The following is a 13,902-nucleotide window of genomic DNA, read 5'->3' as shown; positions in this document are numbered from 1 at the left end:
ACATGATCAGGCGAAGGCCGCTTCCGCGTACGGCGGTTACCGATACGAGTGATCAAGTTCGACGGCTCGTTCGAGGCGATTGCTTAAAGATCAAGTTAGAACGGGCATCGCCCGCCACTTGACGCCGTTGTCGACGAGGTAGCGAATCGCGTCCAGTATCGCGCGGTGGCAGTACCCTTCGGGCTGGCCGCCCCGCCCGCGTAGCCATCGCGGCACCGGCAGCAGTGGTCGGGCCGCTGCCCATTCAGCGTCGGTCATGTCCGACGGGTAGCGTCGCACACGTTCCCCGTGATTTGGCCGCGTTCCCGTACACGTGCGCGAGACAATCACACTGCCAGGCAGCCGAGTTGGACGCTTGCGAGGGTGGTACGGAAGACTGCGGCACAGAGCCTCCTGCTGCGCGTGGACTTCGACACCCACGAGCTGTGCAGGATGCCCTCTCTCCATGCGCGTACGGGCCGGAGATCCCCCAACCGGGCGACAGGCGTAGAGCCGCGGGTTTCCAAGATCAGCAGCGGACTTCCTGTTATCAGTCGGGGCCGCAGGCAGTCTCGGCGGCTGTGAGCCACCCGAGGTACCAACTGGCGAAGTCCAGTGGGAAGCCGTCGGCGTCGTGCATCGGATGAAGATCCATGCCGTTGCAGCGATCGTCACGCCACATTCGGCCGCGTTCCGATCCAGTGACGACCAGCCAGACCACCATCCCGCAGCCCTCATCACACAGGCAAAGCGCCCCGGCTGTCCGGCGCGGATCGTACTGCACCTCGCCCAGACGCTCCTCCCACACCTCAAAGGCCGCGTCGAGATCGGCGAGGTCGTCGAAGTCCTCCCGCAACGGCCGCTCAGCCAGGATCTCAACCGTTGCCACCGGGTCCGTCCCTCCTGGAAACAGCTCGGCGAACATGCCCGGCTCGACCTCCTCAAGGAGCTCTCCGACCCAGTGCCAGCCTGCAGAACCATCGCGCCGCACCGGGAGAATGCCGTAAGCCGGACCAGCCCCGCCAGCTCCGACATGCAGCAGGAACGAGCGATAGTCCTTGGGCAGATCAACATCCAGCCACGCCTCGAGGTTGGCCACCTCGGCGGCAGCCAGAGGGTCATCGAGCGCAAAGCCGTGGGCCCTCGCCCCGAACACCTTGTCGCTGCCCGGCACTGCGGCAAGTGCCAGAATCCGATCACGCACCCCGGTCCAGTCGGTCATGGCGCCCGACCCTACCGGCCACCGCCGGCGCTGGCCGGCCTGGGTGGGCGACACCGACCGGCGGGAGTGCTTGGGCACGATCTGCGGCTCGAACGTGCCGGCCCGGTCTCTGGGAACTGCGAGCTCGACCGCGCCGATCTCGGTGAGCACCCTCTTGCGGGAGGCGCCGTTGCGGTGGTTGCCCGAACCGGCTCCGCCCGGCTCACCCTTCTCGTAGCCGAGGTGATCGCTCATCTCGGCCTCCAGCGCGGCCTGCAGGACCTGCCGGGTGATCGAGGCCAGCGGGCCATCCTCGCCGGTCAGCGACACGCCCTCGGCCCTGGCCCGCTCGATCAACTCCCGACCCAGACGGACATCCAGGCCCTGCGCGGGCGCCCGCTCGATCTCCCCGGAGATCTTCCGCTCCGTCAGTTCACTCTCGGACCCTCGTGATCCTCTCCGGCCGGACTCGCAGCTCCGGCCTGCCCTGGATCACCAGGTCGCATACAAGATCTCAGACAGTCCCGCGAAAAGGACGTGGTCAGCCCGTCAGGCAGCCGGATCCCGTGTTGGTGGGTTCCAGGCCGACGGGGCTCGACGGCCCCTCACGGGTCAGTCGACAGTGCTCGCGGACTCGGAGAAACGCGACCGGATGTGGCGGCGTCTAGGGTGCGGGGGTGTGTGGCAGGAAGACGGTGGCGGTGAGGCCGATGAGTCCGACGGCTGCCAGGGTGATCATGGCAGCGGCGTAGGCGTGGCTGGTGAGGCCGGCGACGAGGATGGTGCCGGCGATGGCGGTGCCGAGTGAGGACCCGAGGTTCGACACGCTGCGGGACAGGCCGGAGATCTCGCCCTGGCGTTCCTCGGTGAAGCTCGACTGGACGATGTTGACCGAGGGGGTGAGCATCACGCCCAGGCCCAGGCCGATCAGGAGCAGTCCGGGGGCGAAGGCCCAGGGGCTGGGCGAGCCGGCGACGATGAGGATGAGGACGATGATCCCGGTGATCGAGGTGGCGAATCCCGTCAGGATGAGGGTGCGTTGGGCGTGCCGCTTCGCGAGGCGTTCGGCGGCCAGGGAGGTGGTGAGGATGCCGAGGGTGGCGGCGGTGAAGATCACGCCGGTCTGGATCGCGTCGTATCCGCGCACGACCTGCAGGTAGGAGGCGACGGTGAAGGACACGCCCATCAGGAGCAGCCACTGGGTGTTCTGGGTGACGAGCCCGAGGTTGGAGACGCGGCTGCGGAACAGGCTGGTGGACAGCAGCGGCTCCTTGCCGGCTCGTTCCCGGGCGCGGACCCAGAGGAAGAAGCCGGTCAGGAGGAGCGCGCCGAGGACGAGCAGGGCCAGCATCAGCCAGACGTTGTTGTCCGCGGCCAGGATGCCGGTGACGACGAGGACGAGTCCGAGGGCGGACAGGACGGTGCCGACGGTGTCGAAGGGGCGGGTCGGGTCCGGCGGCAGGGGGTCCTGGATCCGGCGGCTGAGGATGATGATCACGACGATGACCAGGGCCTGGAAGACGAAGGCGGCGCGCCAGCTGAGGGCCGAGGTGATGAGTCCGCCGAGCAGCGGGCCGGCCGCCGCGCCGATGCCGCCGAGCGCCATGATCGTGCCGAAGGAGCGGGCGCGTGAGGTCAGGTCGGTGAAGAGCAGCGTGGTGAGGATGTAGACGGGTGGGATGAGCAGGGCGGTGCCGACGCCTTCGAGGATGGAGTTGCCGAGGATGAGGACGCCCAGGCCCGGTGCGGCGGCGCTGAGCAGTGCGCCGACGCCGTAGACGATGAGGCCGGTGAGCAGGCACCGCTTGCGGCCGTAGCGGTCGGTCAGTTTGCCGCCGGGGATCATCAGGGCGGCCATCACCAGCAGGAAGACGGTGATCGCCACCTGCACGCCCTGCACGGTGGTGTCGAGGTCCTCGCTGATGTCGTTGATCATCACGTTCATGTTGGAGCCGGCGAAGCTGCAGATGAACTGGGCGAGGGCGAGCGGGGCGATGATCCGCCGACCGGCGGCGGGTGTGCGTGGGACCGGGGTGGCGTCAGACATCGGCGTCACCGCGCTCGGCCCTGTCGAGTTGCTCGTCGAGGGCGATGGCCGCGGCGACCACGACCGGCTCCTGCCCGCCCGGCAGGTGGGCGGACAGCCGGCAGTAGCCACCGCGTTCGCTGTCGAGCAGCGAGGCGAACACGCTGGGAGAGTCGAACCGCGGCGCGCACCACCAGTCGATGGTCCCGTCGGAGGACATCAGCGCGGCACTCTGGAGATCGCCGGGCATTCCGTGATCGGCAATCGCCGGGTAGGCACTCATAGGAAGGCTCCCTCGTTCGATCGGGTCCGCCCACGGCGCCCCTGCACCGGCGCCGGCCGCGCCAGTGCGCCCCTTTGCCAGGGCACCTCGGTCACGTCGTGACACGGCTGCGCGCCCGGGCCACCGCTCGTCCACGGTGGTCCGCCGGGGCCGCGCCTCGATGAACGCGGCGGGTGCGCCACCGTGGAAAGCGCGTCTCCGGGTGTGCTCGTACCCTTTCACCACGCTCGCGGCCGAGCAGGACCGACGCGCGGGGGTGTCGCCCGCCCGGGCTGCCACCAGGCTCGACAGAACGGTGGGTTCAGGGCCACTCCCGCTGTCACCGTCATCCAACCGCCCAGAGCGCAGACCCCACCGGCAGGGCCACCATCCGCCGGGCCGAGGCAGGACAGGTCGGGGCAGCATGAGTGGCTCATCGTCGAGGCTGCAGTCAGTCTGATCGGCGAGGGCTCCAGGACGTCCAATTAGTAAAATGTCAAATGGCAAGAAACGGTCTTTGTTCGAACGGGGCCGAGAGTGGTGCTCGGCATCAGCAATTGTCTAGACATCGCTCGGCAGCTGCTGTGGTCATCGACGGACGCCTCCCTCGACTTTCCGTCAACTTCTGCTGGTGGATGCCTTGGTGAGGGCGTGCCGGTCGCCGTGGATGGTCGGATGCGCGTACGCGACCGCATTTGTTTGAACTTGTTGACTCTTGCTCAGTCAGCCTTCATATTGAGCAGGTCTGAACCCAATCCCCCACCCTCACCCCTGGAGTCCCCCCATGGGTCGCAGCGTCATGCCCGCAAGACTCCGTACAGCCTTCGGCGCAGCCCTGCTCCTTCTCGGCTGCACCGCCCTCGGCACGCCGGCTGCCGCCGAAGCCGCCGCCCCTGCCCCCGCCACGGCCGCCCCTGCCCCCGCCACGGCCGTGGCGCTCAGCGGCATCAAGCCCGGTCTGACCTTCGACGGTGTCGGCGCCATCTCGGGCGGCGGTGGCAACTCCCGTCTGCTGGTCGACTATCCGGAGCCGCAGCGTAGCCAGCTGCTCGACTACCTCTTCAAACCCGGCTACGGAGCCTCGCTGCAGGTCCTGAAGCTGGAGATCGGCGGTGACACCAACTCGACCGACGGCGCCGAGCCGAGCATCGAGCACACCATGGGCACCGTCGACTGCAATCAGGGTTACGAGTGGTGGCTGGCCGAGCAGGCCCAGGCCCGTAACCCGAATATCAAGTTCTACGGCCTGTCCTGGGGTGCACCGGGCTGGATCGGCGGCGGCAACTTCTGGTCCCAGGACACCATCGACTACCTGATGTCCTGGATGGGTTGCGCCGCGCAGCACCACCTGAACGTGTCCTATCTGGGCGGCTGGAACGAGCGCGGTTACGACAAGACCTGGTACGAGAACCTCAAGTCGGCGCTCATCAAGCATGGTTACTCCGGAACCAAGGTGGTCGCCGCGGACAGCGACTGGTCGGTGGCGGACGACATGGCCACGGATCCGGCGTTCAAGAAGGCCGTGGACGTCGTCGGGGTCCACTACCCCTGCGGCTACCTCGGCTCCTTTTCCTCCTGCCCGAGCACCGCGAACGCGCAGTCGCTCGGCAAGCCGCTGTGGGCCAGTGAGAACGGTTCCGAGGACGCGAACGGCGGCGCCCCGGCGGTGGCCCGGGCGATCAACCGGGACTACCTCGACGGCAGGATGACCTCGTATATCAACTGGCCGGTCATCGCCGCGCTCTACCCCAACCTCTACTTCTCCGGCGACGGTATGTCGATCGCCGACCAGCCCTGGTCCGGCAACTACGCGATCGGCAAGACCACTTGGGTCACCGCGCACACCACCCAGTTCGCCCAGCCCGGCTGGCACTACATCGACTCGGCCAGCGGCTACCTCGGCGGAAACCGCGGCAACGGCAGCTACGTGACGCTCAAGTCGCCCACCACCAAGGACTACAGCACGGTCATCGAGACCATGGACGCCACCACCGCGCAGACCGCGAACTTCACCGTCTCCGGCGGCCTGTCCACCGGCAAGGTGCACGTCTGGGCCACCGACCTCAACTCCACCGACCCCGCCGCCTGGTTCGTCCACCAGCAGGACGTCACCCCCAGCGGCGGCAAGTACACGCTCACCCTCCGGCCCGGCTACGTGTACACCGTGACCACCACCACCGGCCAGGGCAAGGGCACCGCCACCCCGCCGGCCCCCGCCGCGCTCCAACTCCCATACAGGGACGACTTCGAGACGCCGGCCACCACCACCTCGCCCAAGTACTTCACCGACATGAACGGTGCCTTCCAGACCGTCCCCTGCGGCGGCGGCCGCACCGGCAGCTGCCTGCGCCAGATGACCCCGACCACGCCGATCCGCTGGACCGACGAGCCCTACGACGCCCCGTACACCGTCATGGGTGACGGCAGTTGGAGCAACTACACGGTCAGCGCCGACACCATGTTCGAGCAGCCGGGCACCATCGAACTGCTCGGGCGGGTCAACCAGCAGGGCCGCAACAACAACGGCCTGAACGCCTACCACCTGCGGGTCAGTGACACCGGCGCCTGGTCCATCGACAAGAGCGACACCAGCTGGAACTTCACCACCCTCGCCAGCGGCACCACCGCCAAGGCGCTGGGCACCGCCAGCTGGCACACCGTCAGTCTCACCATGCAGGGCACCACCCTGTCCGCCACGGTGGACGGGGTCGTGGTCGGCAGCTCCATCGACGCCAGCTTCACCAACGGCCAGGCCGGCCTCGGCGTGACCGCCTACCAGACCGACCAGTTCGACGACTTCGCCCTCACCCCCGGCACACCCGGCACCCAGACCGGCGCGGTCGCCTCCGCCCTGCCCGGCAAGTGCCTGGACGCCAACGGCGATTCCACCGTCAACGGCACCGCCGTGCAGCTCTGGGACTGCAACGGCGGTGACTCGCAGGCGTGGACCTGGGAGAACGGCACCCTGACCCACGGCGGCAAGTGCCTCGACGTCACCGGCCAGGGCACGGCCAACGGCAGCCTGGCGGAGCTCTGGGAGTGCAACGGCGGCGCGAACCAGCAGTGGACGCCGCAGGCGGACGGCACCCTGAAGGGCGCCCAGTCCGGCCGCTGCCTGGACGATCCGGCCGCTTCCCTCACCAACGGCACCCAGCTGGAGATCTGGGACTGCAACGGCGGCGCCAACCAGCGGTGGACGCTGCCGTAACGTCCGCGCGCCGGCCGGGCGGGCGGGCCCGAACCGCCCGCCAGGCCCGCGCGCGTCGCAGTGCCACAACCCACCCGCACCCTCAGGTATTCGGAGCACCTCCGTGCGTAGACTCCTCCTCGCGCCGCGAAGCGCGACCCTGCTGGCGGCACTGATCCTGGGCCTCGCCACCGCCTTCACCGCCACCCCGGCGCCGGCCGCCCCCACGGTCGACACGCCGGCGACGACCGCCGCCGCGCCCGCGACTTCGCAGAACATCACGATCGACGGCACCTCGACCGGCCGGACCTTCGACGGCCTCGGGGCGATCAGCGGCGGCGGGGCCACCTCGCGGCTGCTGGTCGACTACCCCGAGCCGCAGCGCAGCCAGATTCTGGACTACCTCTTCAAGCCCGGCTACGGAGCCTCGCTGCAGATGCTGAAGGTGGAGATCGGCGGCGACGCCAACTCCAGCGACGGCCCCGAGCCCAGCCACATGCGCACCCCCACCGAGGTCGACTGCAACCGCGGCTACGAGTGGTGGCTCATGGCGCAGGCCAAGGCCCGCAACCCCGGCATCAGGTTCTACGGCCTGGAGTGGGCCGCCCCTGGCTGGTTGAACGGCGGCATCTGGTCCCCGGACAACATCACCTACATCCAGTCCTGGCTCGGCTGCGCGAAGAGCCACGGGCTGAACATCGGCTACCTGGGCGGCTGGAACGAGAGCGGCTACAACAAGACCTGGTACGAGAACCTGCGCACCTCCCTCGACAGCCACGGCTACACCGGAACCACGCTGGTGGCCGCCGACAACGACGACGCGAACTGGTCGGTCGCCTCCGACATGGCCACCGACAGCGCCTTCGACAAGGCCGTCGGGGTCGTCGGACTGCACGGCACCTGCTGGCACTCGACCCCGGCCTACACCGGCTGCCCCGGCTCCACCACCGCGATCGGGCTCGACAAGCCGCTCTGGGCCTCCGAGGACGACAACGACAGTTACGGCTCCGACCCCTCGGCCCTGTCCCGCAACATCAACCGCGAGTACGTCGACGCCAGGATGACCGCGGACATCAAGTGGGCGCTGGTCAGCTCCTGGCCCTCGAACCTGCCCTTCGCGGGCGCCGGCCTGATGGCCGCCGACCAGCCCTGGTCGGGCAACTACCAGGTGGGCCGAGACATCTGGGTGATGGCCCACACCGAGCAGTTCGCCAAGCCGGGCTGGAAGTACCTGGACGGCGCCACCGGCTACCTGCCCGGCACCGGCCTGGGCGGCGATCCGCACAACGGCAGCTACGTCACCCTCAAGTCCGGCAAGGACTACAGCACCGTCTTCGAGACCACCGACGCCTCCGCGGCGACCACCGTCAACGTCAAGGTCGCCGGCGGTCTTTCGACCGGTGCGGTGCACGTCTGGGCCACCAACATGAACAGCAGCGACTCGGCCCAGTGGTTCGTCCACACCCAGGACGTCACCCCGCAGCGCGGCTCGTACTCGCTGACCCTGCAGCCGGGCTACCTCTACACCGTGACCACGACCACCGGCCAGGGCAAGGGCACCGCCACCGGACCCGCCGGGCAGACCTTCCCGCTGCCCTACCAGGCCGACCTGAGCGGCTACCAGAGCGGCGCGACCGCAAAGTACTTCCACGACTGGGCCGGCGCTTTCGAGACCGCACCCTGCCCGGCCGGGGCCGGCACCCCGATGTGCCTGCGCCAGGTCATCACCCAGGCCCCGCTGCCCTGGCACTCGGACATGAACTACACCCCGGCCACCCTGCTGGGCGACCCGAGGTGGAACAACTACCAGGCCAGTACGGACGTGAACCTCGAACAGTCCGGCAGCTCCGCCGAACTGCTCGGACGGATCGACCACGTCGACCACGACCGCTCCGCCTACCACCTGAAGATCGACGACACCGGCACCTGGACACTGTTCACCGAGGACCGCTCCAGCACCGACACCGTCCTGGCCGGCGGGAGCTACTCCGGAGCAGGCGCCGGGACCTGGCACAACCTCACGCTCGCGATGACCGGCGACTCGATCACCGCGTCCGTCGACCACGTGCAGGTCGCCTCGGTCACGGACAACAGTCACCTGGTCGGCCAGATCGGCCTGGGCGTGGGCGGCTTCCAGCACGCCGACTTCGCCAACGTCGCCATCACACCCCTCGCGGGCCCGACGGCCACCACCGTCACCAACCTCAACAGCGGCAAGTGCCTTGACGTGACCGGCGCTTCGACCGCTGACGGAGCCCTGGTCGACCAGTGGACGTGCGGCACCGGCAAGGCCAACCAGCAGTGGCTGCTGCAGCCGGTGGCCGGATCCAGCGCCGTCCAGCTGGTCTCCGTCAACAGCGGTAAGTGTCTGGATGTGACGGGGGCTTCGACCGCCGATGGCGCGCAGGTACTGCAGTGGGCCTGCGGCACGGGCAAGGCCAACCAGCAGTGGCTGCTGCAGCCGGTGGTGGGCTCCAAGGCCGTCCAGCTGGTCTCCGTCAACAGCGGCAAGTGCCTGGACGTGACCGGCTCTTCGACCGACGACGGCGCGCAGGTCGTGCAGTGGACGTGCGGTACCGGCAAGACCAACCAGCAGTGGACGACCACCCAGTAATCATCGCCCGATCGCAGCCGGTTTTTCGCCGGTGAGTCGGCCGGAAATCCGAACGCACAATCAGCGGTCGCGCGGGCAATTCCTGGCCCGGTCCGCCGGTAGTACGCGAATTGCCCCAGCCGTGCCGTCTTGCAAGGTGGCACGGCTTCGCGCGCCTGTGAACAGGAAGACTGAGGTGGCCGCAGGTTTCCTCGGGGCGGCGGAATCAGCGGGTCGGCAATTCCTGATCAGTTCTCCGGAGTTCATTCGGTGGCAGTAGGTGTCGAGCCGGTCAGGCGGGCCATCGGCACCTCCAGGTCGCAGCCGGTCGGGCACCAGTACACGCCCCGCCAACGACACTGCGCAACGGGGTTGGGGAGGTGGGGGTGCCAGTCGCTGGGAGCCCGGTTGCTGGTGATGATCAGCGAGCGCCCCTGCCGCTCGGAGACCAGTTCGACTCCACCCCGGTGACGGACGACAGGTGGGTGAGCTGGAGCTCCTGCAGCTCGGTGGGAAGCAACGTGCGCCCTGTCGTCACACTGCTGAGGGTCTTGCCGGGCCCTTCGCGGCGGTAGAAACAGGGGCGCCCGAGCGCGAGTGACGGCACTCGGTTTGGCCTCGCCCGGCCCGGGACAGGTGGCATACCGATCGTGTGTGGCTGTGAAGCCGTGTCAGGAGCCGGCCGTCGACAGCGAAGGTGCCGCCCGGGCTCATCCTTGCCGGGAGGGCGCGGCGGCGAGGCTGGCGAGCAGCGCGATCACGTTGATGCGTGCCGTCTTGTCGTTTGTCGCTGCCTGGTGGGCGTCGACGATCCGCGTGTCCACGTCCTCGCCCGGCGCGGCAAGGCCCACTCCCATCAGGTCGATGGTGTAGGCGACGTACCGGGCGTGGTCGGCCGCAGCAGTGGCGGCCGCGACGTGGTCGATGTGGGTGGGGTCCGCACCGCGGATCAGCGCGGGGGTGGGGGGCGGGCCCAGCACATCCGCGATCCAGCGCGAGAGGGCCTCCCGGGAACAGCCCCGTTCCAACTCGCAGGCCGCCGAGGCGGCAAGCGCCAGGTGGATCAGGAGCAGGCCGAACCACCTGGCGGCCTCGTCGGGAGGCGTTCTCACGCCAGCCGGTGGCATCACGGCCTCGTACAGAGCGGCGGTGTCACCGGCCCGTACTGCGGAGACGACCGCGTCCACGGCCGTGTTGATGGCATCCTGCTCGCTGGTCACGCCGCCGGTTCTCCTCAAAGGGTCTGTGACGGGACACCAACGTACCGCTCCCATGGACGGATTCGTGCCGTTTCTCCGCGGTTCACTCTTCAGCGGGACACCAGCGGTGCCTGCTCCGGCACGGACGTGGGGGACGGCTGGTACGAATCGGGGGCGCTCAAGAACCCCTGCCACCGATTTCTGTCAGAGCCCTTGCGTACCTGCGGGGGTAGCTTCACTTCGCTGCACGAGCGCCTGGGCAGGACCCCGCCACTTTGAGGCACAGCTGCGTGTGCGCGCCCGACGGTGTCCAGAGGGCGGGCCCGACACGGCCGGGCTTCGGGTGCTCCGGGCCCTCCGCCGCCGAAGGCGGAGCGGGCAGCCCGGGTGACGGTCCGTAATGGCGCCCCGCCGGCTCGATAGTCGATCCGGCACTGTGGCACCGTGCGGTCCGCCTACTGGTACGGGTTCTGTTGCGGCGGCCGAGGTTGGTCAAAGGGCGTCGGAGGCTGCGCCGGGTACTCGTGGTGTTGCTGCATCAGCAACTCGCGTTCCTTGCGCTGCCGTCGCTTCATGGACAAGCCGACCACGACCATAACCACTGATGCGATGGCAAGTACCAACACGATAAGAGCGGGAAGCGTGAGGTCTCCGAGTAGGCCCGCGCTCAGCGTAGTGAATGCCGAGGGTTCCAGGTTCGAGGCCGGCGTCCTCGTCGAACACGAGGAAGCAACCGCAGCCTGACGCGCGATGCTGAACACGGACACCGTGAGAGAGGCAGCAATGGACCGAGGCACACGCAGCAAGCCAAGTCGAGCCCACCGTCCTCGCGCGGGGCGGGTGCGCGGTCTCGGAGTGGGCGCGGGACAGGCCGTGTCCGCCGGGTTGCCGGGCCCCGCCGGTGTCACCGGGCCAGGCGCATCGCCAGGGCGATGAGCGTGAGCACAGCGGCGGCCAGGACACCTGCGCTCGCCACGGTTCACAGTTCCCGCAGCCGGGTCTGCCCACGCCACCAGCTCCGGAAGCCGGGGGCGGTGCTGGCCGCCGCCAAGCACAACAGCAGGGCGAGCGCGGCACCCAGCACGCAGACCCCGTTCCAACCGGCGTGGGCGTGGACCACGCCAGCCAGCGCTGAGCCGATCGCCCCGCCCACGAAGTAACACGTCATGTAGGCCGAGGTGATGCGTCCGCGTGCGTCCGGGCGCAGCGCGTAGATCAGCGACTGGTTGGTGATGTGCACGCCCTGGTGAGCCAGGTCCAGCAGCACGATGCCTGCGATCAGCGCCGCCACCTGATGCGCTCCCAGGGCCAGCAGACCCCAGGAACCGAGCAGGAGCAGCGCGCTGACCATCGTGGTCAGCGTGGTGCGTCCGCGGTCCGCCAGGCGCCCGGCGAGCTGGGCGGCGATCGCACCGGCGGCACCGGCCAGCCCGAGCAGTCCGATCTCGCTGTCCGACCAGTCGTAACCGGGGCCGGAGAGCAGAAAGGCCAGTGACGTCCACAGCGCGCTGAAGCAGGCGAAGGCCAGCAGGCCGAGCAACGCCCGGGCCCGCAGCACCGGTTCGTCGACCAGGAGGCGCGCGGTGGAGCGCAGCAACGGTCCGTAGCGCAGACCGGCGGATCCCCGGTACTGGGGCAGCGCCCGGTGCAGGGTGGCGGCCAGGACGGCCATCGCAGCCGCCGCGGCCCAGTACACCGTGCGCCAGCCGCCGACCGCGGCCAGGGCACCGGATGCGGTTCGGGCCAGCAGCATGCCCAGCACCAGTCCGCTCATGACCGTTCCCACGACCTGACCGCGCCGATGAGGGGTGGCCAGATCGGCGGCGAACGGCACCAGGACCTGCGCGGTCACCGACAGCAGACCGGTCAGCGCGGTGCCGGCCAGCAGCAGACCTGTGTTGGGGGCGACCGCGGTCAGCGCAAGGGAGCATGCTGTGGCCAGGGTCAGGCCGCTGACCAGCCGACGCCGTTCCATGAGGTCGCCCAGCGGCAGTACCAGGATCAACCCCAGTGCGTAGCCGACCTGGGCGACCGTCACCACCAGCGCGGCGGAGGCGGCGGACAGCCGCAGGTCGCGGGCAATGGTGTCCAGCAGAGGCTGGGCGTAGTAGTTGCTCGCCACGCACAGCCCGACGGCCGCAGACATCAGCACGACCGTGCCACGACCCGGATCGTCGGGGCTGGCACCGCCCGCACGGGGCCCGGGAGCGCCTGTGGTGGATTGCGCGGCGGAGGAAGCCGAGGAAGAGGCCATGTCCGTTTCCTTCCGTGAGTTCTCCGTCCGCGGACCGCGTCACAGGGCGCGCGGCGCCCGTCGGTCCGGACTGCGTTCATGCTCTCCGGCCAGTCCGGATGAATCCAACAGATGGTTGTCATCCCAGCGATCGCGGAACACGATGGATGGATGGAACTCCGCCAGCTCGCCTACGCCGTCGCTGTCGCCGAGACCGGCAGCTTCACCCGCGCCGCTCACCGCTGCTTCGTGGTCCAGTCCGCCCTCAGCCATCAGATCGCCCGGTTGGAGAGTGAGTTGGGCACCCGACTGTTCGAACGCACCAGCCGCCAGGTGCGCATCACCGCGGCTGGCGAGGCGTTCCTCGGCCCGGCCCGTGAGGCCTTGGCCGCGATCGAGCGGGCCCGCTGCGAGGTGGCCGCAGTCGGCAGCGAGGTACGCGGCCAGCTGAGCATCGGCACCATCACCCCGCTCACCGCGGTGGATCTGCCCGACCTGCTCGCCGCCTACCGGGACCGGCATCCGGCTGTGCGCGTCACGCTGCGCGCCAGGCTGGTCCGGGACTTGCTGCAAGAGGTGCGCGAGCAGGCCTGCGACCTCGCGTTCGTCGACACCCGCCCGGAGGGGCCCCCGGCCGGATTGACCGGGCGGGTGCTCGCACACGAGGACTTGGTCGCCATCGTCCCGCACGGGCATCGGCTGGCCGGGGCGGCGCGCGTCACACCGGCCCGGCTGGCCGAGGAGGACATGGTCGACATGCCACCCGGCTCCGGCATCCGCCGGCACAACGACGCGGCGTTCGCGGCGGCCGGCGCCACCCGCACCGTCGCCTTCGAGGCCGACACCATGGCGCTGCTGGAACAGCTCGTGGGGCGCGGCCTCGGCATCGGATTGGTCCCCGCCGCTACCGCCGCACGCATGCCTGCGGTGACTGCGGTGACTGCGACGGGCGTGCCTGCGCGAACAGTGCGTGCGGTCTGGGTCGCCTCCACAGCCTCACCGGCGGCTCGCGCGTTCCTCCAGCTCCTGCGCGAACGCACACCGGAGGCCCCACCCGAGGAGGACGGCCCCCGGGAAGAACAAGCTCAGGACGTCGAACTGCGAGGTCGTACGGAGTCCGACCCGGATCGCCGTCGCGGATGAACGCGGCCCAGGCAGCGTGCGTGCGGTCCGACACGTCGGCCGGCGGTTGGTGGGGACCGAGCGGGGCGGTGTCGCCGTT

At 69.3% G+C, this 13,902-nt stretch carries 7 protein-coding genes and 2 pseudogenes; 3 read left to right on the top strand and 6 right to left on the bottom strand.

Translation table 11 applies throughout. The features are described from left to right. Nucleotides 1–102: 102 nt before the first annotated feature. From ABH937_RS36805 to ABH937_RS36790, 4 genes and pseudogenes are all read right to left on the bottom strand, one after another. Nucleotides 103–258, bottom strand: a pseudogene (locus ABH937_RS36805) (transposase); the annotation flags it as partial. 271 nt (nt 259–529) lie between these two features. Continuing rightward, nucleotides 530–1,537 carry a transposase gene (locus ABH937_RS36800; RefSeq protein WP_370146150.1) on the bottom strand — a complete coding sequence of 336 codons (1,008 nt, stop codon included), beginning with the start codon at nt 1,535–1,537 and terminating at the stop codon, nt 530–532. Nucleotides 1,538–1,844: 307 nt separating this feature from the next. Further along, the gene (locus ABH937_RS36795; RefSeq protein WP_280691627.1) at nt 1,845–3,227 is read right to left on the bottom strand and encodes an MFS transporter; all 1,383 of its coding nucleotides are present in this window, start codon (nt 3,225–3,227) and stop codon (nt 1,845–1,847) included. Nucleotides 3,228–3,318: 91 nt separating this feature from the next. Continuing rightward, nucleotides 3,319–3,489: pseudogene (locus ABH937_RS36790) on the bottom strand (trehalase-like domain-containing protein); the annotation flags it as partial. 763 nt (nt 3,490–4,252) lie between these two features. Here ABH937_RS36790 and ABH937_RS36785 point away from each other — a divergent pair. Together ABH937_RS36785 and ABH937_RS36780 are read left to right on the top strand one after the other, a co-directional pair. Beyond that, the gene (locus tag ABH937_RS36785) at nt 4,253–6,676 is read left to right on the top strand and encodes a ricin-type beta-trefoil lectin domain protein (RefSeq protein WP_370220750.1); all 2,424 of its coding nucleotides are present in this window, start codon (nt 4,253–4,255) and stop codon (nt 6,674–6,676) included. Nucleotides 6,677–6,779: 103 nt separating this feature from the next. Next, nucleotides 6,780–9,269 carry an RICIN domain-containing protein gene (locus tag ABH937_RS36780; protein WP_280691625.1) on the top strand — a complete coding sequence of 830 codons (2,490 nt, stop codon included), beginning with the start codon at nt 6,780–6,782 and terminating at the stop codon, nt 9,267–9,269. A 689-nt stretch (nt 9,270–9,958) separates the two neighbouring features. Here ABH937_RS36780 and ABH937_RS36775 read toward each other — a convergent pair. Together ABH937_RS36775 and ABH937_RS36770 are read right to left on the bottom strand one after the other, a co-directional pair. After that, nucleotides 9,959–10,468 carry a hypothetical protein gene (locus tag ABH937_RS36775; RefSeq protein WP_370220749.1) on the bottom strand — a complete coding sequence of 170 codons (510 nt, stop codon included), beginning with the start codon at nt 10,466–10,468 and terminating at the stop codon, nt 9,959–9,961. A 958-nt stretch (nt 10,469–11,426) separates the two neighbouring features. Continuing rightward, on the bottom strand, nt 11,427–12,593 hold the full coding sequence (locus ABH937_RS36770) for an MFS transporter (RefSeq protein ID WP_280691623.1): 1,167 nt from the start codon (nt 12,591–12,593) through the stop codon (nt 11,427–11,429). A 258-nt stretch (nt 12,594–12,851) separates the two neighbouring features. On the opposite strand from ABH937_RS36770, the gene ABH937_RS36765 reads away from it, so the two are divergent. Next, the gene (locus ABH937_RS36765; protein WP_370220748.1) at nt 12,852–13,823 is read left to right on the top strand and encodes a LysR family transcriptional regulator; all 972 of its coding nucleotides are present in this window, start codon (nt 12,852–12,854) and stop codon (nt 13,821–13,823) included. Nucleotides 13,824–13,902 lie beyond the last annotated feature (79 nt).

It is taken from the genome of Kitasatospora sp. GAS1066B (genome assembly GCF_041262605.1).
Classification (GTDB): Bacteria; Actinomycetota; Actinomycetes; order Streptomycetales; family Streptomycetaceae; genus Kitasatospora.
The sequence above is the reverse complement of the archived record's forward strand: the minus strand, read 5'-3'. Positions and strand labels throughout refer to the sequence as shown.